Raw genomic sequence first — 23,990 nt, 5'->3', positions numbered from 1 at the left:
GCGTCGGTATAGATTTCGGCGTAGATTTAGGCGGAGAAGGCGGCACGGATGTCGATTTAGGGGTAGATTTGAACCTCGATCTGGCTGCCGCTGATGAAGATGAAGACGACGATTTCGGAGAACGCGGTGAGCGCGGCGAAGGCGGTGAACATGGCAAAAGGCGCGGCAGAGGCCTAGGTCGTGGCAAAAACAACTAGGCCGTTCGCATTGCCTTAGAAGCCTGCAAGACCTTGATTCGTTAGATTAAATACGAGCGAAACTTCGCTTAAACCCTTTCTGGCTATACGCATTCACTTCGTAGCGGCATTCAGTCGCCCAATTGGAGTAATTGCGTGCGACTAGCCAACGCCTCGGTCAAAATGCTGGGCAATGCTGCGCGTGGAATCGCCTTCGTAGTGGCACTGATCATCGCCTCTCTGGCAACGCTAAGCGGGCTATCGGGTAATGCCGAGGAGACCCTGCGCGACAATCGTGACCAGTTGCGGATCAGCAAAGCCACAAGCGAAATCGTCATTCTGGAAATCGATGGACGCTCAATCCAAGCGCTTGATCAATGGCCTTGGCCGCGCCGCCTCTACGCCGATGCCATTATTGAATTGGATCGCTTGGGCGCTGAACAAATCGCCTTCGACGTTGATTTCTCATCACGTTCAACACCTGAGCAAGACGCTCGTTTTGCTAGCGCGCTAAAGCAATTGGGAGGGTCAGTTGTCCTGCCAACCTTCCGACAGGAAAACCGGGCCAAAGAAGGCAAAGCTGTTACCGAAGCCCTACCTCTGCCTGAATTTCGCAAACACGCGTTTCTTTCGGCCGTTAATGTGGTTCCAAACGCAGACGGACGCATTGAATTCTACCCCTATGGCGTTTCTACCAATGATGTCCCCCGCCCCTCAATCGCGAGCATGGTTGCGGAAGAACACGGGCGGATCGATCAGTATTTCCGCGTCGATCAGGCGATTGATCCCGACACCATAGCGAGGATTTCATTCATCGACTTACTCGAGGGGAAAGTCGCGCATGAGCAAGTCCTTGGAAAACGCATCATGGTCGGCGCAACAGCGATTGAGCTAGGTGATCGCTATCCAACTGCCCTTTTCGGCGTTCGGCCTGGTGTCGTTATTCAGGCGCAAGCCGCTGAAACTTTATTACAAAATCGCATGCGCAGCGACGGCGGGCCGTGGTTGCCACTGGCCCTTACATCTATGGTGTTGGCATTGATGCTTCATACGCTTTCTCGCGGTCGCTCCCGAGTGGCATTGGGCACGATAATCATCGGAGCGGTGGCGACCGCGATTGCACTTACCTTCGATCAATTCGCACTGCCCTACATACAGCTCGTTCCGATTATGATCTTGCTCGGTGGCTTTATCGGATTGCACCGACTGATCACATCAGCGTTGAAACTGCGCCATGCGCGGCGCACGGACGGGGCCTCTGGCCTTGCCAATCGCCGCGCTTTGGAAATCGAACTTTCCGACCGGGCGCGGCAATTGATTGCAGTCGCCAGGATTGATGACTTCGATCAGATTGAAGCAATTGTCTCAGGCTCCGATCTTCCTCGCATCGAACGCAAGATTGCGAGGCGGCTGGCAGCGGTCGTACAATCAGATCAAGTGTTCCGGATCGATCGCGCGATGTTCGCATGGTTTGTGTCGCAAGATCACACAGATGCTCTGGATGAGCATTTTTCACTGGCACAATCTTGCTTCGTCACGCCCTTCGAACTCGATGAAAAACGTCTGAAGATCAAAGCTTTCTTCGGCAGTTCCCAAGGATCAATCGCCGAAGCTGTGACGGCCGCAGAATATGCGCGCCGCCGCGGCATGAACTGGTCTTCCAACGCCCTCGGCCTTCAGGATGAAGCGCAGTTCCAGCAAAAAATTCTGGGTGAGCTTGATGACGCGATGGAAAGCGGCGCCATTCACATCGTATTCCAGCCAAAAATGCAGCTATCTGACAGAGCAATCTACGGCGCGGAATGTCTTGTACGCTGGGACAGCCCAACCTTGGGAAGCATCTCACCAGCTGACTTCATCCCTATCTTAGAGAACAAGGGGCAGGTCAGCGAGCTGACCAAGTTCGTCCTCGCCAAAGCGTTGGAGCGCAGCCGCGAAGCCAATGAAGCCGGGCAACCGGTGCAATTGGCCGTCAATATTTCCGCGCAATTGCTGTCCGATGCCGCCTTCGTCGACAGCGCAATTGCGATGATGGAAGAGGCGCATGCCAAGGGCGCATCCGGAATCACTCTGGAAGTGACAGAGAGTGCGCCGTTGGCTGATCCGGAGCTGGCCAAAACCACGTTGAAGCGCCTTACCAATGCCGGTGCACGTATTTCCATCGATGATTACGGAACGGGTCAGGCAACGCTCAACTATTTGCAAGGCTTCCCAGCACAAGAGGTCAAACTCGACCAAAGCTTCGTACGCGACCTCGTGGCGAACCGCGCAGATCGGATTATGGTGCAATCCACGATCGATCTGGCCCATGCGCTCTCGTTCGACATAGTTGCAGAGGGCGTTGAAGACGCAGCAACGATAGAAGCGCTCGCCCAGTTCGGGTGTGACTATGTGCAGGGCTGGGAAATCGGCAAGCCAATGGATTGGAACGAGTTTGTCGAGTTTCTTAAGGTCTCTGCCGAACCTCAAACGCAGTCAGACAGCACCGTAGCTGCGTAGTCCTCTACGCCTTTCCTAACGCGCTTTTCAGGTCATCCAGATACGGCTCAAACGGCTTCCAGGCGCCCTGCCCCTTGCGGTTGATCGGCTGGCGCACCTGCTCGCTACTGGCGGTACGCACCGCACGATCTGTCTTATGGAAATTGAGACAGGCCTCCTCAAACGGCAGACCCAGATAATCGAGCATCCGCCGCGTCTGCCCTTCGAGATCATCGAGCACATCTTCATGCTGCACGCGCAGCACCTTACCGGGCAAAACTGTGTCCCAGTGCTCCATTAGCGCGGCGTAGTCAGAGTAGTAGCGGCCAACCTCAGTCAAGCCATAGGTGAACTCCTGCCCCTCGGCGAACAGTTGCTTAAAGCCGGAGAAGCAACAATCCATCGGATCGCGGCGGGCATCAATAATCTTAGCGTGGGGCAGTATCAGATGAATCAGACCAATATGCCGAAAATTGTTGGGCATCTTGTCGATGAAGAACGGCGCACCTTGCCGGTGAACACGGGTATTGTTGATGAAATCCTCGCCAAACTTCACCAATTGCTCGTCGCTCAAATCATGCAGCACCGCTGGATAAAGCGATTGCCCAGCCCTTCGCCCGCGCAGCCTGTGCGCGAGCGCGAGAATATCGGGCAGTTCAAGCGTTCCATCAACCTGGCTGTGGCTAGCCAAAATTTGCTCAAGCAGTGTTGATCCAGCCCGCGGCAGGCCAAGAATAAAGATCGGGTCCGGCGCATCGTGGCCTGCGCTACCATGTTTCTCGAACAGTTCAGCGGTGCACAGTTCGCGCTGCTTCGCCAGCTCAGCGGTCATTGCATCGGCGCTATAGCGGGTCTGAGCGCGTTTCAGGTCATTGCCCCGCGCATAGGCGGCAAAACTGGCCGTATAATCGCCGCGATCCTCATGCGCTTTGCCCAGAGCAAAGGACAGGTGAACCCGGTCCATAAAGGCTAAATCCGGACGAGAGACCTGCTCGCTCATGGCATTCAGTTCATCATCACTGAACTGGTAAGTCTTCAAATTGGCGAGCGCATAATAGGCATCGCCATGATCCGCCTTGGCCGCAATGGCCGCGCGATATCTCGAAATCGCATCCTCACTGCGCCCCTTGGTTTTGAGCGCATGGCCCATGCTGGTCAGCGTTGCGGGATCATGGGGGAGCTTCGCGAGCACCGCTTCGAACAGCTCGAATGCTCGGTCAAAATCGCCTGTCTGCATGCATTCAATGGCAAGGCGTGATTGGAACAGCGGGTTGTCAGGGTCACTGGCATGGAGCGCGTCCGCTTCTTCTCGCGCGCGCTCAAATTTTTGTCGGCGGCGAAGCACATCGACATAGTCCAACCTAAGCTGGATATTGTCTGGCTCAAACGTCACCGCGCTTTCTAGCAAAAATTCCGCATCATCCAGAATACCAAGTTCGAGACCGATCTTGGCGAGCAGCCGCATCCCCTCAACGTTGCGGGGGTTTGAACGCAGGAAGTATCGACAGATCTCCTCCGCGCGCAGCACGCGCCCTTCCGCCAAATGGTTGGTCACTGCGATCAGTTCGCGCGGCAGAGTGGCGAGCCTTTGCTGCTGAGCGCTCGCAGCAGCAGCTTCTGCGGCGCGCCCTGCCCCGCTGGCGATGCGCGCTTGTTCGCGCCAACTGGCCTCAAGCGCTGGATTAAGCCGGGTGGCGCGAGCAAAGGCGACAAGTGCATTTTCACTCTCACCTTGAGCGAGCGCCAGATGCCCCTCTTCCTGCCAAGCCCGGCCATATTCTGGCATCGCGGCATGCAGTTTTCCTAGATGGTCTGCTGCATCATCCAACCGCCCAAGGTATCGGCATGCAACCGCAGCCAGGTACAGCGCCTCGCCATCATCAGGCTTGTCAGCAAGCACAGAGTTCGCCTGCGCCAGCCCCTCTTCAAAGCGGCCCTGTTGCAGCGTCTCCTGCGCAGTTTTCAGCAGCTCTTCGCGTGTCGCCATTTCACCGCCTTACAAATCCTGTCCGCATAAGCCTAGCGCCCAAAACAACAGCGGCGGAAATGAACCCACTAAGATCCATTCCCGCCGCATTGTCTTGCCGATCTTGTAAGATCAATAGTCGTAGGAAATCCGCATTCCGACCGTCAATGGACGATTGGTGGTGATGCGAGCCCGATCGTTGATGAAGTTGCCCGAAATCTCGGCGCGCTCATCGAACAGGTTCTCACCATAGATCTCAAACTTCCAATTGTCCGAGGTTACGCCTGCAGCCAGATCAACCAACGTGTAGCTGTCGAGCTCAAGCTTGTTGATCTCGATAATGTCGGTCAACTTCGAGGCTGAATGGCTAACTTGAGGCTGAATATAAGCACCCAGAGTTTCACTCAGATCCCATTCGTAGCGGACCCGCAGATTACCCTGGAAAGACGGCGCGAAGGCAAGGTTTGTTCCCGCAACCACATCATCGGTCGGCGTGAGAACCTCGGTAATCTCGGTATCGAGCACTGAGAAAGCACCGGCAATTGTCAGGCCTGGTGCCGCGTACGGAGCGATCGTGAAGTCCGCTTCCAGACCATAGATTTCTGCATTGGCAGCATTGTCTGAGAAGAACAGATTGGTGATGCTCGGATCGAAGATTGTCGTCTGCAGATTGCTGATGTCGACATAAAACGCGCTGCCGTTGAAACGCAACTGGCCGTCAATCAGATCAAGCTTCCAACCCAGCTCATAGTTTTGAACCTCATCGGTCTCGAGTTCAAACGGAACCGTAAAGCCATTGGCACCCTGCGCGCCGCCAGGACGGTTAAGCAGACCCGGACGGAAGCCTTCCGAATAGGTCGCATAGAACAGCATGTCTTCGTTCGGCGTCACGGTCAGTGTGCCTTTGAAGATGGTGCCGCTGGTCTTAGCGACGTCAGGCGCTTGAAGTGCGTTGAACACTTGCGTTGCCTGAGCGGTGCTCAGGCCAGCCGCTTCAATATCGGCAATGCTATCGCCCAAAGTGAAGGTTTGGCGCAAGGCTGGATCACACGAACCGATGAAGGTGAACTGCCCATCGCCATCATACAGATCGTTGATATTGGTGCCGAATGCATTCTGGTCGGTTCCGCCCGAATTACAGAACGAGCCGTTGGCACTGCCTTCAAAATCAACTTCGACGTCATAGTAGCGTGCGCCAAATGTCGCAGTCAGTAGATCTGGAACGAGATCAAAGCTAGCTTCACCAAAGATGCCAAACTGCTCGTCGGTCCGGCGAATGTCATTGCGGAAGATCGTGCTCGCTGGAAACGGACCTTCTTCAGTAATGAAGCCATCTTGCGGGAAGTTAGGCGCGAATGGACCAAACGGCTGAGCCAGCACATTGCCCGGATAGGCAAAATCGTTGCGCTCTTGCAGTTCGAGATCGGAGTAGAACCCACCTGCCGTCACGCGCCAGCGATTTTCCGCCGGAGTGCTGAAGCGTAGTTCTTGTGTGAACACAGTGGTGTTGCTGTCCGAGGTGACAAACAGGTTGGGCGCCTGGCACGTACCACTTGGCGCAGCAGTGCCGGGATAGCTGACCGAACCGTCACAAATGTAATACGGCAGGTATTGGCCGACGAACAGATAGTCGGAATAATCGACCCGCTGTTCGGTTTCCCGGTCGGTGTAGGCACCGGTGTAGACGATATCGAGCATCGCCAAACGACCTTCGACCGTCCAGCTGGTGTTCGAGAAATTGTCTTCCAGACGGTCTTCTTCAAAACGCTGGATCTCGAGATTATCAAGGCCCAGATCTGGGTCCGCGAAAAACACACCATCGGATTCAACGCTCTGGCGAGTGTGCGACAAGGTGACTTTCCAGTCAGGTGTCACTTCCCACAAAGCGCTCGCGCGGAAGCCGGAATATTGCGTGTCGTTGAAATTGTCCTCAACCAGGCCAGCATTGTCGGCGTCGATGAAGGTGACCGCAGACAGATCAGCGCCCGCCTGGAAACCGCCGCGATTGGCGTTTACCGGTACACCGTTTGATCGGACCGTTCCCGATGGACGGAAACGCGCGCTTTCGCTAACGTTACGAGTGCCTGCGACATTGTCGATATAGCCACCTTGATCATCGAGGAACACCACGCCGCGCAGGGCAAACGTGTCAGTCACAGGCACATTGACCATCGCCTCAGCTTTGTAGCTCGCTTCACCGCCCTTGGTGAAAGACACACCGCCAGAGAACCCAGCGTCAAATCCGCTCAGGTCTGGTTTGTTGGTGATCAAACGGACAACGCCAGCTTGCGAGCTTGCACCGAACAGTGTGCCTTGCGGGCCGGAGAGCACTTCGATGCGCTCAAGGTCAGCGGCGTAAACGTCTAGGTTACGGCCTGGCTGCGCAAGCGGCTGCTCATCGAGATACAGCGCAACGTTGGGAGCAAGGCCTGCGACACCAGCGACAGAGAGGTTCGGCGTGGTTGATGCAAGGCCGCGAATATAGATCGTGCTTTGGCCTGGGCCGCTGCCACCGGCGGTAACGGTTGGCAGCTGATCGAGGTAATCTTCGAATGTATCGATGTTCAACTCATCGAGCTGCTCTTCACCAATAGCAGAAACCGATACCGGCACATCCTGCAAATCTTCACTGCGCTTTTGCGCGGTCACAACGATCGTTGGAACCCCGCCGCGCGCTTCTTCTGCTTCACCTGTCGGCGCATCTTGTGCGACCGCTGGTGATGCGACAGCAATTGCCAGCGCACTCACTGAGGCGCGCCTTGCGAACTTAACCATTATGCTTGTCCCCTATAGACATTAGGTGACCCGCGATGCCCGAATGGGCCGCTGAGTCAGTAAAATAGCGCAATCAGAAAGACTTCGTGCCCTTGAAGGGGCAGGTAACAAGCGATCCATGGCCCGGCCACAGCTAGCGACCAAATTTTGGGGACTTAGAAAAGTCATGTTGCAAAATAACAACATTAGCAAATATAGAATGAATTTTGCGAAATAAGAAACACATACTTATAGATATAAGTTTTTTATTCTTAGATTTTCAGAACTATACTCTGCCTTTGTATTCAAATTTTTCAAGTTATGGCAAATATCGAAAATTTTACTCTCCACGGCAATCGATCTATAAGGCAAGTTATTCTTTTGCCATTACTTTCTCATTCCATTCTTCGCATGCTTCCGCAGTAGTGGGTACGCCGTGGTGTTTGCGCACAACGTCAAACACGATTGCCTTCACGATAGAGACCATCATCAACAAGACCACAAATGAGAACGGCAATGCGCCGATGATCATAGTGATGCGGATAGCCTCTATCCCGCCCAGGATCAGCATGGATCCAACGACAAACGCCAACGCAATGCCCCAGAAAAAGATATGATAGCGGCGCGAACCCTCGTCTTCGCCCGCGCCATTGATCGTGTTGACGATCAGAATCGCACTGTCAGCCGATGTGATAAGGTATGTCATCAGCAGCACGACGACCAAGCCCGAGACAAGCAGCGCAACTCCATCGCCAAGCATAACGGCCAAAGTCGCATAGAGCTGATCCGCCATAGGAGCCGCCAAGATAGCTCCACCCGCAGCGCCGCTCAGTTCCAGATCAATGGCAGTGCCGCCCACCAGCGCCATCCACACAAAGCACATGAGCGAAGGCACCATCGCCACCCCGAACACATATTCGCGAAGGGTTCGGCCACGCGAGATCCGTGCGATGAACATGCCCACAAACGGCGCAAAGGCGATCCACCATGCCCAATAAGAAACAGACCAGCCCAACTGCCAAGAGACCAGAGCATCGCCCACCTCGCTGCCATCGGAGATGAAGCGTGCTAGCGATTGCTGCGGCAGGGTGATGACATAATCCCAGGTCGCAACGCCAAGCAGCTTAAGCCCATACAGTCCCGACCCTACAGTCGCGAACAACGCCAAGAGGGCAAAAGACAGCCCCATGTTAAGGTTAGAAAGCCATTTGATCCCACGCCCAACCCCGGACAATGCACTGACCGTAGAAGCTCCAACCAGCACCAATAGCGCGGTTATGATGCCAGCATTTGATGCGGCGAGCGCCCCATCATCCCCGGCCGTCATGAGCCAGCCGCCCATGCCAATTCGGTAAAGGCCAGCGACGAATTGCTCGACACCGAAACCGAGCGTGTAGGCCACCCCCAATATGGTGGCGACCACCGCCACAACATCGACGATATGGCCCGCTGGACCTGACATGACCTTACCAAACAAGGGCGCGAGGCTGGACCGGATCGTAAGCGGCAGATCCCGCCGATGCGCGACATAGGCAATGCCCAACCCCACCAAGGCATAGGTGCACCACGCCCCGAAACCCCAATGCAGGAAGGTGTACAGATAGGCGGGACGCACCGCTTCCTCCGTCAGCGGCTCCATCTGGCCGCGTATAATATCAGGATTGTTGGCAAAGTGTGCCAACGGTTCTCCGGTGGAGAAAGTGAGCATCCCAATGCCGATGCCCGCACCAAACAGCATGGCAAACCAGGAGAAGCGCGAAAATTCAGGCTTTTCATCCGGCGCCCCCAACCGCAGACCGCCCGATTGCGGGATCAGCGCCAGCAACGTGCACACCACTACTAAGGCGGCAACGAGATAGATGTACCAGCCGCCAAACAACGAGATAATCGATGTGTTGGCTGCACCTAAGGTCTCCAGCGCGTTTACCGGAAAAAAAATCGCCCACATGATGATAAAGGAGACGATAATCTTGGACGGGATCGTCACCGCCCTACTAAAGCCATCGTAGAAGCCGCTGTCGTGTGTCCCTATTGGCAGATCAACAAGTGGAGGCGCAATCGGCGCGCTGGTTGGCGCGCTCGTGCCGCTGACGGTATCGTTATGGATAATTATCTCCCCGACGCAGGCCCGGCCAAACTCGAAACAATGGGCCCCTGCGCGAGATACGATCATAGGTTAGCCGCCGCACATTGCAAATCTGGCGGATTAGACCTTTATGAATACGTCCATACTAACTTTAACGCTAGCGCTGGTGCCGCATCCACATAAAATGTCGATCACGCGTTAAAGCGGCAGATCTTCTGCGTTCCGTAAGCCCAGTGGGAACCCGACATACACCGCCACGATCAGGTGGATGCCTTCGGATAACAAATTTAAGCATTTGAAAGGACAAACTAGCCTGTAGGGTCAGGGCAATACCCTGACCCTATCCAGACATCCTTTTTCTGTTTGAGGCCGGGCTAACCCGACCTCTCACAAAAGATCAGCGCTTCGTTGACGCGGGAGCGACCTAGCATCTAGAATCTAGCGCTCACTCCAACATAGAACTCTCGCCCTTCAATGTCGTTCAATGTGGATAGAATGTTGCGACTATTTCCCAACGTCAAACCGGTCGGCAGAATAGGACCAATCCTATCGAAGACATTGGTGACGCCGCCATTTATCGAAAATCTGTCATCATCACCGAAGCTATATCGCACAAACAGATTATGAAGAGTTTCCGACCCTGCTCGGAAGAAGCTTGGATCTTCAGGCTCGACGAATTCATCAAGCCCCCCGCTTTTGAAGGTCGTCGTCCACGTCAATCTGAAACCGTCATACGCCCAGCTTGCACGCGCACGAAATTCATCATCTGACTGTGTAATTCTACGCAAAACGCTTTCTGTCGTAGGACCTTCGATCGCGGGAAACGTGAATTCATCTGTGAAGTAGTGCGAATAACGCACATCAAAGCTAAATTCACCGGGAATTATGAGAGGTTCAATTCTATACAGAACTGAGACATCCAGCCCCGAGACGTCCAAACTGTCAAGATTCTCCTGCCGATTGATGATCTGCGTTACCTCGCCATTTGTCGCGTTACGGGTAATCACATCGCAGAAACGGTTGTCGGGGAAATCCGCATCCGAGAAACAGAGGTCAGCAGTTAGTTGAGTTGAAATGCTGCTGATCGCATCGGTGATGGAAATATCGTAGTAATCAACCGCAACCACCAGATTTGGAATGAATGATGGTGTGAATACGCCACCCACCGTATAAGTAGTACCTGTTTCCTCCTGCAGGTTTTGATTGCCAACATTCGGTTCGGCGACGGTCGGGACACCTTCAAATGCCAGTCCTGCATTGTCTGGGTTCGCAAAAAATGCTGCGATCCCGGGTTCCGCCAAACAATTGGCAGCAATGGTGTCAGCTGATGTTGTGCTGCCTGGAGCTGGCGTTACCCCACTACCATCTGGCATCAGGCCATCACAAGGGTCCCGCAAATTTCCGAAATCCGGCCGCGATGGCGAGAAAAATTCGGTCAGGCTAGGGGCCCGTTGGGACCGCGAATACTGCGCACGGAAACGAATATCATCGATTGGCTGCCAAGTACCACCAACGTTGTAGCTGTAAACCGTGCCGACGGTTGAATAATTGGCTACTCGCCCAGCAAGCTGCAACGAGAGCTGGTCTTCGATAATCGGAATATCCAATTCCGCGAAACCTTCAATCACATCGAAGGAACCACGAAAATCTGGTGTGGTCGTGAGCGATGTAAGCTCCAGGTCCTGATCAGGGTCACCCGTTGTATCCTGAAGTTCGTGCCGGTAGTCGAATCCGAACGCAACCTTCACATCACCGGCAGGCAACTCGAAGATCGAACCATCGATCGCACCAGAAACAGTCGCCTGTTCACGGAACTGCCGCAGGAGCCCAGTGTAACGGATAAAATCTGCAGCAGCATCCGAGATCGAGCCTTCACCGAAGAGGTTCAGTGGAACGCACCCCAGGGCTCGCGCCGCGTCGTCGGCACACTGCAGGCCATCTGGAGTAACATTTAGAGCACTCCGGATATTAAGATAGTTCGCTTGGTTTTGAGACACCTGCCGCTGATTGAAACGACCAAAGGTGGCGCCCAAAGTCCAATTCAGATCGTCCGATACCGCGCCTTTTAGCCCGAATTGGCCGCGGATCGTCTCGCGCTCATTGGTTGTGATTGCAGGACCTAACTCGGAAAGTCGCCGCGCGAAAGACACAGTACCTAACCGAGTCTCTTCAACCAATGGCGGAATGAAGGGATTATCAGCAGCAATTTGGCCAATATCACCCAATGCGTTGAACGGCCCAATATCTGTCCCGCTGGTTATGACTATTGCGCTGTTGGTCGATACAACCGTCGAATTTGTGTACAATAGATTGAAGAAAACTTCTGTGTCCGGTGTGATTTCGAACGACGCCCGAACGGCACCATTATAGTTTTCGAACGATGGGAAGAGCGATCGGCCAGGCCGAAAGTTAAAGCCGTCCACATCCGTTTCAAAGCCAAACCGCGGATCGCGGTCATCAGGAAGGTTCCCTGCACGATCATTGAAAAACACACCTCCAATGTTGAAGGCATCATCGCCCTCAAAGATGCCGCCCGGCAATCCAGCACTACCCGAAGGATTAATACAAAAGCGCCCCGAATTATCACAATCGCCGAACGCGGTCTCATCCCTGAAAGCATTAGGGTTATCCGGGTCCAGTGGGTTGGTCAGAGGTCGATTGAATTCAACATTTGCGATTGATTGCGGACGCGAGGCATCCGCTAAGATTGCACTGTGATCATCATAGCTAAATGCGGCGAGGAAATAGCCGCGATCATCCGCAAACTTTTTACCAAACGTGGCATCAATCGAGAATTCTTCGCCACCAGAAGCTTCCGGCGTATTATAGCGTGTACTCAGCTCAACACCCTCAAAGTCGTCTTCCAGGATGATGTTTACAACACCTGCGATTGCATCCGAACCGTAAATTGCTGACGCACCACCAGTGGTGACCTCCAACCTTTTTGCGAACCCGCTCGGCAGCGTGTTAAGGCTTACGCTTTCGCCATTGCCTGAGTTGGAAACAGCTCGCAGCCCGTCAATCAGAGTCAATGTCCTATTTGGCCCCAAGCGTCGAAGGCTGATTGTACTCAACCCGCTATTCTGGACGCTTGATGATGTGGTTTCCGGCGTAAAGCCTCGATCTACGCCAGGCAGATCACGTAGAAGCTCGGCAATATCCCGAGAGCCGCTTTGCGCAATATCCTCGGCATCCAAGACCTGCAGCGGAATGTTTGATGTAGCGTTTGACACTGCCGCCTGGCGAATGCGCGAACCCGTTACGATGATCGTGTTGTCAGCTGCCGCCGCCTGACCAGCTGTTGAAGCAGGGAGAATGGTTGCCTCCTGCCCCTCAGCAGTAGCCTGACCGTTAGTGCCCTCTCGCGCCTGCGACGCTTGCACCAAAAAGACATTATGTCGCGTCTTGGTGAAGCGAAGACCAGTACCACGCAGCAAATGCCCGAGTGCAACCTCAGGCTCATAGCGACCATCAACGTCGTTCGATCGTTTGCCATTTGTGAGATGGCTAGCAAAGAGGATCTCTTTACCGCTCTCTTGAGCAAATTCCCTAAGAGCATCACCGAGTGGCTGCGGATCAATGTCGAAATTGACGGGGTTCGCCAACGCCGGACTCGCGAAAGCCAAAGCAACCGAGGCGACACCCATGCGAAGCATGGCTCGACATGCGGCGGTAGTTTTGGCGGTAGTACGATTCATCTCAGGATTCCCCCATCATTCAGTCTGCAATCGTTTCTCGATTGTCAGTGGGGTAGAGCGATACGGAAACCAAAACCCGCCAACCTTTTTTGAGCGAGAGGCACCCAAGCAACCAAACCGCTAACGCGCTGATGGCTCCAAGTGGATTTCAGTGCCGCTAACGTGCGTGGCTGTTACTCCGAAATATGCTTCCAATGCAGCGACAAAGCTGTCTTGCCGCCCGGCAATGAACACTCCGTTGATTTCGGTATTCGCTAGCTCATAGTCGGAGATGGTAAGTTTGACATCGCTGTAACGATTCATTTCCTGAACTGCGATCATCAGGGGAGTATCTTCGAATACAGCGTTGCCATTTCGCCAGGACGCAGCAACGGACAAATTCGCCTGACGACGCAGCGCTGGACCAGCCTGACGCACGCTAAGTTTCTGTCCGGCAACAAGCATCGCACCTCGCTGCAGGCTTTCCCGATCATCTTGATCGATCCGCTTAACTTCAACCTTGCCCTCTAGGACCGTTACGTCGACCGTATCCTCTAACGTTCTAACATCAAACGCAGTTCCGACTGCTATCACCTTGTAATCGCCTGCATAGACGACGAAGGGGCGATCAGGATTATGGGCGACATCGAAGTGCGCCTCCCCTCTAGTAAGGTGAATAGCCCTCTCGTCCAGGCCGTATCGCACGTCAATCTCGCTGTCAGTATTGAGCGTTGCGATCGTTCCATCGGTGAGCGGGATGTCGGTCCGGTCACCCACCGCTGTTTCAAAGACCGGTGTATGATCGTTAACCGCGTGCGTCACGCCTTCGACGTTACTTCCTGTTTGCATGACAAGCAGTGCAGTCATGGCAACAGCCGCAACGCTTGCAGCAAAGGCCTTGCTTGCAAACGACCAACGGGTTGAATTCGGGGTAGGCGCAGCACTTTCCTGGCTGCGGCTTAGTGCCGCTGAGCGCATAGACTGCACTTCCGGCATCAATGCGATCATCGGCAAGTCCTTGATCATTTTCTGCAAGCCGTTGAACGCCTGTGCGTTATCTGGATCTGCGCTTTTCCATTCTTCATGCTCAGCACGATCGGCATCACTGCAGTCGGGTGCGCGCAAACGGGCATCCCAAAATCCTGCCGCCTCGCAGGTATCCATATCTGTTTCGGCAGGCGAGTTCATCGATAACGCTCGACTCGCTTCAACAGGAAGGTATTTGCCTGTGCGAGATGGCGTTCAACCGTCCTGATCCCAACGTTCAGATCCTGCGCAATCTGCATCTGTTTGAACCCTTCAAAGTGATAAAGGACGAATATATCGCGCGTTTTTTCCGGCAATTCATAGAGTCCTGAAATAAGCTGTTTTACAGCCTCCCTGTCTGCCAAGACGGTTTCGATCGAGATTTCCGCCAAAATATGCTTATCTTCATCAAACATATCTTGCAGGTCGACACGGCTGGTTGTGCGCTTACGATAATATTCGGCGATCGATGCCCGTGCGGTCTGGAAGATGTAACCTTCAACCGTCTCGATCGAATTCAGATCGGCGCGATGCGCCAAGCGAACAAAGACATCCTGCACCAGATCGTCCACTTCCCCAGGCGATGGAACACGCTTCCTGAAATAGCTTTTAAGGGCTGGCCCGAATTCTTGAGACCAACCCTCTAACAACGCACGATCTTTGGCGCCTAGCGGAGCTAAAGGAGTCCTAGCCACGTTCGAATGGTTTTTTCGACAACATTCATCTCAGCTATTTCGAATCGAGGGAGATAGCAAGTTCGAGCAACCACTCCTCGCCTCGCTAGTTGGAGTGCAATCACTGGAAGCCTCGCCAACCTATTCCAACTACAAAGAGTTTAAACGCCAACAGTCCGGACAGAAACAAAGTGTCAGTCCGGCACACCTTTGCCGACCGGCTTAGCGATGATCGCTCTAACTCATATCGGGATAGACCTGTGTATTCTTGACGACGCTGTATGCGAATTTTGTGTCAATGGAACGGATGCCCGGCAATGCATGCAGTTCTTTTCGAACAAAACTCTCGTACACCTCCAAATCAGAAACTACGACGCGCATAAAGTAATCAGCATCTCCCGTTGTCATAAAACAATCCAAGATTGAATCTATCGCATCAACCTTCCGTTCAAACGAACGCACGACTTCCTTGGAGTGTTTTTCCAGTGATATACTGACAAAGACGGTCAATGGGACGCCATATGCTTTCTGATCAACGAGAGCAGCATATCCCTGAATAACTCCAGTGTCTTCAAGGTTTCTGAGGCGGCGCAAGCAGGGCGATGGCGACAGATTGACGCGCTCCGCAAGCTCAAGGTTCGTAAGGCGTCCATTCTTCTGGAGTTCGCGGATGATCTGCCGGTCTTTAATATCCATGAGCGACCTTTTAGGGTCATATATGCTAAAATACCATGCTTTTTGAGCTAATATAGCAATCTATCGCCACCCAAACCACGCTATGATTGTGCATGCAGAGGAGTGCACATGTTCAATAAGCATCAATCCCAATCTCAAAAAATGGGTTTCGCGACCCGTGCAATTCATCACGGATATGATCCAGCAGGAGCAGAAGGCGCACTTACGCCTCCTTTGCATCTGACATCGACCTTTGTATTTGAAAGCGCCCAAGAAGGCGGTGAGATGTTCGCTGGAGAAAGAGAAGGACACTTCTACTCTCGCATCTCAAATCCAACCACGGCTCTATTGGAGCAACGAATTGCAACACTGGAGAACGGAGAAGCGGCTCTAGCCACGGCCTCCGGCATGGGCGCGATTACGTCGACATTATGGACGTTTCTGGAACCGGGCGATGAACTGATCACCGACAAAACCTTATACGGCTGTACGTTCGCATTCATGCGCCATGGCCTTGGAAGGTTTGGAATCACGATCACACACGTCGATATGACGGACCCCGAAGAGCTTGCTCAAGCTATCTCATCCAAAACCAAAATCGTGTATTTTGAGACACCTGCCAATCCCAATATGCGGCTTGTCGATATTGCCGCAATTTCGGCAATAGCAAAGCAGGCAGGTGCCCGCTGCGTCGTCGATAATACCTATGCTACACCAGTCATTACCCGCCCTCTTGAACTGGGCGCGGATATTGTCGTCCATTCAGCAACCAAATATCTGGGAGGGCACGGTGATGTGGTCGCCGGACTTGTTATTGGCAGCACTGACGATGTTTCAGAAATCCGCTTGGTAGGCATGAAAGATATGACCGGCGCGGTTATGTCACCGTTCAACGCCATGTTGGTATTGCGAGGATTGAAAACCCTACAAATACGAATGCGACAACACACTGAATCGGCTAAGGCAATTGCCACCTACCTGCACACTCATGACGCTGTTTCACAAGTGTTCTATCCAGGTCTTCCCACTTTCTCTCAGCACCATCTGGCAAAGATGCAAATGGACCAGTTCGGCGGAATGATCGCTATCAAACTGGATGGCGGCTATGATGCCGGACTAGCTTTGATGAATGGACTAAATCTCATCCAGCGCGCCGTATCGCTGGGAGATACTGAAACTCTGATTCAGCATCCAGCAAGCATGACACATTCCACCTACTCGCCTCAGGAGCGCCATGATCACGGCATTGATGACGGACTTGTTCGGATCTCCATCGGTCTAGAAGACGAAGATGACCTGTTACATGACTTGGAATCGGCACTTGAATCGCTTCGTTAAGCTCTGTCTCTAAATGGCTTTAGCCAAAAGAGGGGGGTACTGTTGGTCTAACGCGAAATCGTCGCTGCAAGATGTAGAGCGCCTTACCCTCGCTGCTCAATTCGCCAAGGGGCAGTTAGCTTGACAATGCCCGCTGATCGCCTTTGCTTAGCCCTGGCCCACAAAAAACCGCACATTCCAAACATGTAGCCCGCCGCCTTTGATTAACTTGCTTTGGCCTACGAGAAGGCCTTCAAAAGCTCACGGTTTGTCGGCAGGTTCTCTTGTAATCTCGCACTCAATCGTTGGGATTCTGCCAATGGACCAGCTGCCTGATTGATCCGCTCCTTGCGCCCACGAAACGACGCGCTGCGCATACCATGATAGACATATTTATAGCTTTGCAGCGGGAACAGAGTGCTGCCCTTAAGCGCCTCCCAATCCGGCTCAGCACCAGAGAGGAACGGCAGCAATTCTTCTGTCAGAGAGGCAGCTGCGCGATTATCATGCCAGAAAGGCTCTCCGCGTGCGCTCATAACATAATGGAGCTTGCAGCCGCCTCAACACCACTTTCAAAATCGAAATCTCCTGACCGCGAAATTTCTTCACTTCGCGGAATGCCCTCATCGGCAAGCGCAGCACAGAACCCACGGAAACGCTCATGCGTGGCGTACTGATCTTCGCTGCCACGGATAAAGCCAATCCGTCGATGGCCAAGATCTATGAGATGCTTCATTGCGTCACGCGAAGCCTCATAATCATTGATCTGAACGACGGAACCACCAAAGTCTTCACCGACAGGACCGATCCTTGCAACAGGAATGCCAAGCTCCTGCAATGCCTTGTTGATCGTTGGGTCGCTGGCATAAGGTGCCAAAAGGACCATGCCATCTGGAGGATCGGGGAAAAACAACTTCTGAAAAATCCCCACAATTTCGTCACAAGAAAGCCCCATCAACGGCGGTGGCAGCAAAACCTGCAAACCGTACCCTAGTTCCTGACAGGCAACCACGGCCCCCAACTGCACCTTGTTCGCATAGGCACTTTCCAAAACGTTGTAGACTAGGCTGATTTTGTACGATTTCTTGCTTCGGAGACTGCGTGCGGAATGACTTGGTACATAGCCTAATTCCTCAACCACCGACCAAACCTTCCGGCGCACCGATTCCTGTACTCGCGGTTCGTTATTCAGCACGCGCGATACGGTCTTGATCGACACGCCAACCCTCGCGGCGACATCTTTCATTCTAGGAATTGCTTTGGTCATCGAGATTTTAGAACCATCCTGACGTACCCCTTGATTTCGCCCAGCCAGCATTAGAGCCAGGCGGTTGTTTTCGCGCATGAACGCGATTGAAGCAATGGCGGGTTTACTGGAACTCCTGTGACGTAGCGAAACAAGCCATTGCTTAATCAATTGAACAGCAAACGCCGCCAAGGTTTCAAAATCAAGGAGTGAGTGTGTTGGTGCCGTCGGTCTAAGGCTAACTTGTCTCCGATTGACGCAGAGCGCCCTACCCTCGCCGCTCCTCAAGCCATGAGGTTTTGCCACTCAGCCAAAGCGACTGAGCGGCGGGTCTTGTAATTTTATCTATCGATGAGTTGGATGGAAGCGAACTTCTGCAGTGTTCTCGTCTGTCTAAAACGCTGCATAGCCCGCTCTCTTCGTCGGAACGGTAAGTGCGAGTTCTCGGCTCGATTGTTGAGCCAACGCCCCAATTCCCGCCGATCTTCACAAACATCTCATCGGGGGGCCAGCGCCAGTAACGAAAGCCGCGCATGCGGTTGATCCTTTGGCGTTTAATATCGGCAGCAAACATCGGCCCAAATCTATTCCACCATAAACGCACCGTTTCATAGCAAATGTCGTATTCATGCTGAGCCAGAAGATCTTCCACGTTCTGCAAGCTCAGCGGAAACCACACATGCATCATCACAATCAGAAAAACGACTTTGAATGATGTATTTAAATAATACGTACATTCAATTTATTCGCTTGTGCCTTTCGATTGAAGCGCGATCAAAGCAAATTAAATCCAGTCACCACACTAACATAATAGCACGCACAAATTTATTCCACAGTGATTCCCTCTACCAGCCAGGTGTTTAAGTTAGTTCGATTGACAGAATCGAATCTAATGGCTAGCCGAATAATAAGGGTAAAACTCAACAATATAAATTGACCTGTATACTCGGTAAGATCGTTTACGAGTATAGCGACTCTGTGCGCAAGGAATTTATATGAATCTTTTGAGAAAAATTGCCTTTAAATTTCTGATATTGGCATTCCTTTCGTCAGGAATTGGCAGTGCAGTGAGAGCAAATCCACAAAATGATAATCCCTATAGCGATAGCAGTAACCACCAAGTTGGTTCTTTCCTCGCACTATCTGATGTGCATCTTCTAGGCGGTTCCGAAAAGGAATGCTTCAACTGCGAAACGACTGAACCATTGTGGAGAGCCGCGCGCAAGAAGGCTGAGGATATTATAACGGCGAACTCGGTCGACTTCATAATCTATCTGGGTGACATGCCTGCGCATGGTCAGAGCACCGGCCCTCGCGGAGCTGATTTTGGTGAAGTGCTGGACGGGCTCGCCGGAATTGTTTCAGGTAGTGATGTCCCACTGCTTTACCTTCCAGGCAACAATGACACGATCGGTCCAAATTACTGCGGCTTTGATTGGAAGGGCATCACCGTATTCGACTTTGCCAAAAAGTCTAAAGGCGAAGGGTGGCCCCTCATCAACGGCTCCACGAGCCCTGGAAGCCGAGCCTCCATTATCAATGACGACTATATCGACAAGGGGTTCTACTCTGCGCGCGTCGCCATTGGTCGTGGTGCTTCTGAGCAGCCACTAAGGGTGCTTGCCCTGAATACGGTTGTCTACACCAGAAAGTCAGACTCGTCACGGTGCAACCAGAGTAACCTATCTCTGGAGGAGCGAGAGTTAGAAATAAGTCGGGGCGCGTCTACGCAACTTGACTGGATTAGGGATCAGCTTGCCGATGCCCAACGCCTTGGCGAACCCGTCATTCTTGCGATGCATGTACCGCCGGGGATCGACGGCTTCGGCGGCGTCTACATGTGGGGCCGCCACCTTGATTACTATGGCGACACAAGGAGCGATCGCGGGCGCTGGCTACAGGAAGTCTTCCTTGAGCGGATCACCGCCAAAAGCGATGTGATAGTCGGAGTATTTTCGGGCCATACGCATCTCAACGGAATCCGGCGGTTACGCTCGTGCAGCGGCAATTTCAAGGAACTGTTGGTTTCGATCCCTGCTGTTTCGACGGATCACGGCAATTTCCCCTCGCTGAAGCATATTAAACTTGGAGCCGGTTTGGAGCCGATCGGGGCAGACACTTATCACGCCTACGATTCACCCGACTTCCCATGGGACCCTGGCAAGATGTTCAGCTTTGAAGACAACTATCCAAGCAGCACCGCACCTACCGGCTCAACGCTGTTTGAAATCATAGATCAAGTCCCCGAAAGTAAGCTCTTCAGCGAGATGATGAGCCACCTCTACGCTACAACGCGAAATCGAGCCCGAAGACGCGCAGCTACAAAAGAGCATTGGACGTAACCTGTGATCAGTAATCCAGCACATCTCGCGCCCATGCTTACTCTGAGGGACAAGCTCTTCGGGAGGAGTGATCGGTGAGCCAGTTTGTCTTCTCCAACCGTTTCGACACCGCGAACTACTACGGTGGCTTGATAGAAGGAGGGACTGCGCTCGATCTGAGATTGCTGAGCAATGTGGCCTTCGTCACGAAGGGGCAGAGCGAAAAAACCGAATTTACTCTTAATGAGGCTTGGCAGTCGCCAGACGGCGTGATCCTGCTCATGGGACGTCAACCTGCCGATCCTGTTGCGCTCGCCAGAACGGTTGTCTCCAAGGTCATGGAGCCAAGCGTCGGGCTAATCTGGATCGCTGATCCCAATGTGCGCCTGGAAGAATGGAACAGTGCCGCATTCCCGTTCGACGAAACGGACGGCAAGCACGTTCTAACCAGCAAGGTAGAACTGGCCTTGACAGGAGAAGAGGCTGGGTATGGCCTGCAGTTCGCAAAGGGCCTGACCGTTACCTCGGATGCTGAGACCAACAGCCTCCTGTTTGCCGAGGGTGAAATTTCGTTCGGTCGGGATGCAATCTGGTTTCCTGCTACATCAGACCAACTCACCATTGATCTGGGCTCGCCGCCCGGCCCGAAGCTGACAGTCGACTTTGCCATCCCCGGCGGCGACGGGTTGGTGAGCAGCCTTGATGCTCTGGGCCTAGGCTTCTGGTATTCGAAGACCCCCAAAAGCAGCGCCCGCGTTGCCTATCGCTATCCCTTATTTGAGGGGCACGAACAGCACGAGGGACTATCCTGCAGAGCAGAGCTTACACTGAGTGCCTTCTTAGACACCGATTTAACCAAGATATCAGCTGCACCATCAGGGCTTCCGACAGCAAACTTCGTCACATGGTTTCGATCAATACTCGGGCGTTCGATCACAGCGACGTTGCACGGATCGTTCGGAATGGTCTTCAATCCCGCTGGCACCGGGGGATTCGGGCTGTCGCCGATCGGGCAGCTAGAGCTGCGCTTTAGCGATCAGACCCGGCAAGAAGCAGCGCCCGACATTTCAAAGCGTGACCGCGGCTTTGCTTGCGGCGCGACCGGGACTGAGTGCATCGTAATGCCAGAAGGTCAGGATGAGATCATCACTTGCGATCTCGTTCCGGGCCAGCCGTCCTGCGTGCAGATGGCAGGCGATGAGGTGTCAATGGCGTACGACACCACGACATCCTGGATCAAGTTGACCCTGCCTCAGCCAGATCCACCGCCGGGCGACGACCCAATTGATGAACTTTGCATGTACTATGAGGCCCAGCCTCCGGGGCAAGGCACGCTTTTCGATGCAACCCAGGCCAGCGCTCCGCCTGTTTCGATACTCCCCTATTTTCGGCCGGTTCCAGTGGTTCTTTCCAACGATGCGAGTGCGCCGGTCATGCCTATGGTGCCGCTGGCAGGGATAAAGAAAGGCAGCGAGAAAGGTCCAATCGACCTAGCTGTCACTGCGATCGGCCCCGTCCGCAAGGCGCAAATCGTCGAGACAGAGGCTGCGCGTATTGCCAGGGGCGGACTAGGTGAGAATTTCCCCGCCAACATTACGGTAGCCGAAGGGGAGATACACACTGCGATAACGCCGCGCGGTCTCGAGGCGACCTTTGACGACACCGGTTGGGTCAGCGTGCAGATTGCGCGTTTACTGGGCATTTTGCCTGGTAACTCAGGGCAGCTGCGTTTCGCCGGAGAGAATGGGATTATCGATCCACTGAAGGCAGCGTTGATGACCAGCGAGCAATTCTTAGTCATCAGCGATCCGGACGCGATCAAGCAGTTCTTTGCCGACCCACCACTTCCACCGCCTCCTCCGCCGCCATCTGCAGCTGGAGATACCGATCCAGTGAACGACGCGGAAACCAACACTCGTGTGACACTGCGTGACTGGGAATTTCTGCTAGGGCCTGAATTTTGGAAAGAGCACGGCACCGTCCTGATCCTTAAGAACACGCCCGTGGCGATGCAGGATTTGATAGGCGACCTTTCCGCTTGGACCTCTGCCGATCAGTTTAACAAGGACCCCGCAGCCACGTCCCGGCGGTTACAAGAGATTGCCCAAAAGGCTCGCCAATCTATGCAAGCTCAGCCGAGGGCGTATGGCGCAGATGATGGGCGCGGACCCTGGTGACGCTAGCCACGATTTCGATTTCTTCGTCCAAACCGTTTTGGATTCGCCCAATTGGAATGGCTTCTTGTTCCTCAACGCCAAGCTGGGTGCATTTCCGAGTGAGCTTGCTGGAATTCGAGCTGGTATCAAAGCAGGCGGCCTGTATGCGCATCATGTCGGCGTAACTCAGACGCCTTTCACGTCTCTGGACGATTTGCAGAACCGATCATCTTCGATGTTCGGTCTGATCCGCTACGAAGACGAGAGCAAGCTATCTGGCAACGGTTTGACCTACACCTTCCGCGTGCGCGAGCTGGGCGTACGGTTTGCGGAATCGGATATCTGTGACTTCCGTTCGACCATCGATCTTGCCCTGGGCGAGATGTTCGGTCAGCGCGCTCGGCTTGCTGACGGAACATTCCCGGTTTCGGAGATGATTGGCACTCGGCAAGTTCGCACGGGCAGCGATGCGTACAGTTTTAACGCGACTGAACCGATAACCGTCAAGCCAGGGCCTGGGCCGCTCAGAACCATCCAGCTTCTGCAAGGAGAGTTCGTCACCAAGTCGGTCGATGAGACCAAGGGCGAGGTCCACTCCGACTTCAATTTTGCCGGATGGCTCGAGCTCAGCACGCTTGAAACAGAGGCTGTCGAATCCAAATACGATGTGCTGTCCTTCGACGAATTGGCGTTTTCTAATCTGACGATTGCCATGGCATCATTTGATGGCCCGCCTGCGAAAACGTCTTACGCCTTCAACACCAACCAGCTTGAACTGGATGAAGCGCTCAGCACAGCGCGCCCAAAATCGCTGTTTGAGGGCTTCCCGATCAAGCTCGACAAGCTGATTCACGGAAAAGGTAAGCCCGATGCGCAAGGCAATATGACGGTACAAATGCCGTACCAGCCCAGAGCTCTGCCAAGGGATTGGTACGGTTTCACACAGATCATCGATATGGGCACGCTCAGCGATGTGGCTAAGCGCAGCAGGCCTCGAAGCGCGCCTTCTCACTGCTTGGGGCAAGGAACCGGGACAACATTATGTGGGGCTGAGATTCTCCGGCCCCAACCTCAACGGGATCGGCGTCGATATGGACCTCCTGAGCGTTCTGAAACTGCGCGCTTATGCGCTGGATCTGCGCAATGCGGGCGATCAGTGGACGCTGATGATGCATGGCGTGAACCTAAGCATTTTTAGCAACACATTGCCCCCGGGCGGAGCATTTGAATTCTACATCTTCGGCGTTCCGGATCCTTCAGGAAGCGCAAATTCGCTTGGTTGGTACGGCGCTTGGATCGCCGACAAAGACAAAGACGACAAGACCAAAGAGGTGATCAATCAGATCCTCACCAGCGACCTTATCGAGGCCGCCCCCATCCTTACACACTCACCACGTCTGCGCTTCAGAGACGCAGCGAAAACCAAAGGAGATTAATT

Annotated in this window: 16 protein-coding genes and 1 pseudogene; 7 read left to right on the top strand and 10 right to left on the bottom strand. The window is 53.6% G+C overall.

Annotation, left to right across the window (positions count from 1 at the left end):
• Positions 1-68: 68 nt before the first annotated feature.
• Positions 69-197 (top strand): hypothetical protein, encoded by a 129-nt coding sequence (locus AC0V6Z_RS09555; protein ID WP_472638284.1) that lies wholly within the window; start codon positions 69-71, stop codon positions 195-197.
• Between the two features lie 135 nt (positions 198-332).
• Positions 333-2,675: an EAL domain-containing protein gene (locus tag AC0V6Z_RS09550; RefSeq protein ID WP_472638283.1), complete on the top strand. Its 2,343-nt coding sequence runs from the start codon at positions 333-335 to the stop codon at positions 2,673-2,675.
• A gap of 4 nt (positions 2,676-2,679) precedes the next feature.
• On the opposite strand, the gene AC0V6Z_RS09545 is transcribed toward AC0V6Z_RS09550, so the two are convergent.
• From AC0V6Z_RS09545 to AC0V6Z_RS09515, 7 genes are all read right to left on the bottom strand, one after another.
• On the bottom strand, positions 2,680-4,641 hold the full coding sequence (locus AC0V6Z_RS09545; RefSeq protein ID WP_472638282.1) for a sulfotransferase: 1,962 nt from the start codon (positions 4,639-4,641) through the stop codon (positions 2,680-2,682).
• Positions 4,642-4,752: 111 nt separating this feature from the next.
• Entirely contained in the window at positions 4,753-7,395 is a 2,643-nt protein-coding gene (locus AC0V6Z_RS09540) for a TonB-dependent receptor (protein ID WP_472638281.1), read from the bottom strand.
• A 352-nt stretch (positions 7,396-7,747) separates the two neighbouring features.
• Complete coding sequence (locus tag AC0V6Z_RS09535; protein ID WP_472638280.1) at positions 7,748-9,547, bottom strand: BCCT family transporter; 1,800 nt, start codon at positions 9,545-9,547, stop codon at positions 7,748-7,750.
• 344 nt (positions 9,548-9,891) lie between these two features.
• The gene (locus AC0V6Z_RS09530; RefSeq protein WP_472638279.1) at positions 9,892-13,158 is read right to left on the bottom strand and encodes a TonB-dependent receptor; all 3,267 of its coding nucleotides are present in this window, start codon (positions 13,156-13,158) and stop codon (positions 9,892-9,894) included.
• Positions 13,159-13,278: 120 nt separating this feature from the next.
• Positions 13,279-14,325 carry a FecR family protein gene (locus AC0V6Z_RS09525; RefSeq protein WP_472638278.1) on the bottom strand — a complete coding sequence of 349 codons (1,047 nt, stop codon included), beginning with the start codon at positions 14,323-14,325 and terminating at the stop codon, positions 13,279-13,281.
• On the bottom strand, positions 14,322-14,858 hold the full coding sequence (locus AC0V6Z_RS09520; RefSeq protein ID WP_472638277.1) for an RNA polymerase sigma factor: 537 nt from the start codon (positions 14,856-14,858) through the stop codon (positions 14,322-14,324). Before AC0V6Z_RS09520 ends, AC0V6Z_RS09525 begins: the two co-directional genes overlap by 4 nt.
• Before the next feature lie 216 nt (positions 14,859-15,074).
• Entirely contained in the window at positions 15,075-15,533 is a 459-nt protein-coding gene (locus AC0V6Z_RS09515) for an Lrp/AsnC family transcriptional regulator (protein WP_472638276.1), read from the bottom strand.
• Between the two features lie 108 nt (positions 15,534-15,641).
• Here AC0V6Z_RS09515 and AC0V6Z_RS09510 point away from each other — a divergent pair, with 108 nt between their 5' ends.
• Entirely contained in the window at positions 15,642-16,850 is a 1,209-nt protein-coding gene (locus AC0V6Z_RS09510) for a methionine gamma-lyase (protein WP_472638275.1), read from the top strand.
• Positions 16,851-17,068: 218 nt separating this feature from the next.
• Here the strand turns inward: AC0V6Z_RS09510 and AC0V6Z_RS09505 are convergent, their stop codons facing one another.
• The 3 genes and pseudogenes from AC0V6Z_RS09505 to AC0V6Z_RS09495 all read right to left on the bottom strand — a co-directional run bounded on the left by AC0V6Z_RS09505 (position 17,069) and on the right by AC0V6Z_RS09495 (position 18,817).
• On the bottom strand, positions 17,069-17,365 hold the full coding sequence (locus tag AC0V6Z_RS09505; protein ID WP_472638274.1) for a hypothetical protein: 297 nt from the start codon (positions 17,363-17,365) through the stop codon (positions 17,069-17,071).
• Entirely contained in the window at positions 17,362-18,267 is a 906-nt protein-coding gene (locus AC0V6Z_RS09500) for a LacI family DNA-binding transcriptional regulator (protein ID WP_472638273.1), read from the bottom strand. The genes AC0V6Z_RS09505 and AC0V6Z_RS09500 overlap by 4 nt, the downstream gene beginning before the upstream one ends.
• Before the next feature lie 149 nt (positions 18,268-18,416).
• Positions 18,417-18,817: pseudogene (locus tag AC0V6Z_RS09495) on the bottom strand (DDE-type integrase/transposase/recombinase).
• Between the two features lie 253 nt (positions 18,818-19,070).
• Here AC0V6Z_RS09495 and AC0V6Z_RS09490 point away from each other — a divergent pair.
• From AC0V6Z_RS09490 to AC0V6Z_RS09475, 4 genes are all read left to right on the top strand, one after another.
• The gene (locus AC0V6Z_RS09490) at positions 19,071-20,417 is read left to right on the top strand and encodes a metallophosphoesterase (RefSeq protein WP_472638272.1); all 1,347 of its coding nucleotides are present in this window, start codon (positions 19,071-19,073) and stop codon (positions 20,415-20,417) included.
• 74 nt (positions 20,418-20,491) lie between these two features.
• Positions 20,492-22,573: a hypothetical protein gene (locus tag AC0V6Z_RS09485; RefSeq protein ID WP_472638271.1), complete on the top strand. Its 2,082-nt coding sequence runs from the start codon at positions 20,492-20,494 to the stop codon at positions 22,571-22,573.
• A complete protein-coding gene (locus AC0V6Z_RS09480) occupies positions 22,542-23,750 on the top strand; it encodes a hypothetical protein (RefSeq protein ID WP_486176476.1) in 1,209 nt (402 codons plus the stop codon). Before AC0V6Z_RS09485 ends, AC0V6Z_RS09480 begins: the two co-directional genes overlap by 32 nt.
• Complete coding sequence (locus AC0V6Z_RS09475) at positions 23,731-23,988, top strand: hypothetical protein (protein WP_472638269.1); 258 nt, start codon at positions 23,731-23,733, stop codon at positions 23,986-23,988. The genes AC0V6Z_RS09480 and AC0V6Z_RS09475 overlap by 20 nt, the downstream gene beginning before the upstream one ends.
• Positions 23,989-23,990: the final 2 nt, after the last annotated feature.

Source organism: Erythrobacter sp. SN6-5, from assembly GCF_057364945.1.
Note: the sequence above shows the minus strand (reverse complement) of the source record. Positions and strands in the feature narration are given on the sequence as shown.